The 285-nt window shown below is 58.2% G+C and carries 2 protein-coding genes; both read left to right on the top strand.

Annotated elements, in window-relative coordinates; translation table 11 throughout:
- The coding region (gene secE / locus FS767_RS22155) for a preprotein translocase subunit SecE (protein WP_144968241.1) at positions 1 to 188 on the top strand (188 nt) is incomplete at its 5' end.
- 11 nt (positions 189 to 199) lie between these two features.
- Positions 200 to 285 (top strand): transcription termination/antitermination protein NusG (locus tag FS767_RS22150; RefSeq protein WP_305986792.1); only part of this gene is annotated, 86 nt, incomplete at its 3' end.

Below are 285 nucleotides of genomic sequence, written 5' to 3'. Positions count from 1 at the left end.
CCAAGGGGCAGGCCTTCTTCGGCTTGCTGAAAGACGCCCGTACCGAGATTCGCAAGGTTGTCTGGCCTACCCGGCAAGAGACCACTCAGACCACGCTGATCGTGGTTGCCGTGGTGCTCGTGATGGCTTTGTTGTTGTGGGGGCTCGACTCCCTGCTCGGTTGGCTGGTTTCCACGATTGTTGGTTGAAAGGGTTCGCCGTGGCTAAGCGTTGGTACGTCGTGCATGCCTACTCGGGTTACGAGAAGCATGTCATGCGTTCGTTGATCGAGCGCGTCAAGCTGCA

The organism is Pseudomonas sp. DE0010, from assembly GCF_007680745.1.
Lineage (GTDB): Bacteria > Pseudomonadota > Gammaproteobacteria > Pseudomonadales > Pseudomonadaceae > Aquipseudomonas > Aquipseudomonas parafulva_B.
This window is presented reverse-complemented; position numbering and strand designations above follow the sequence as displayed.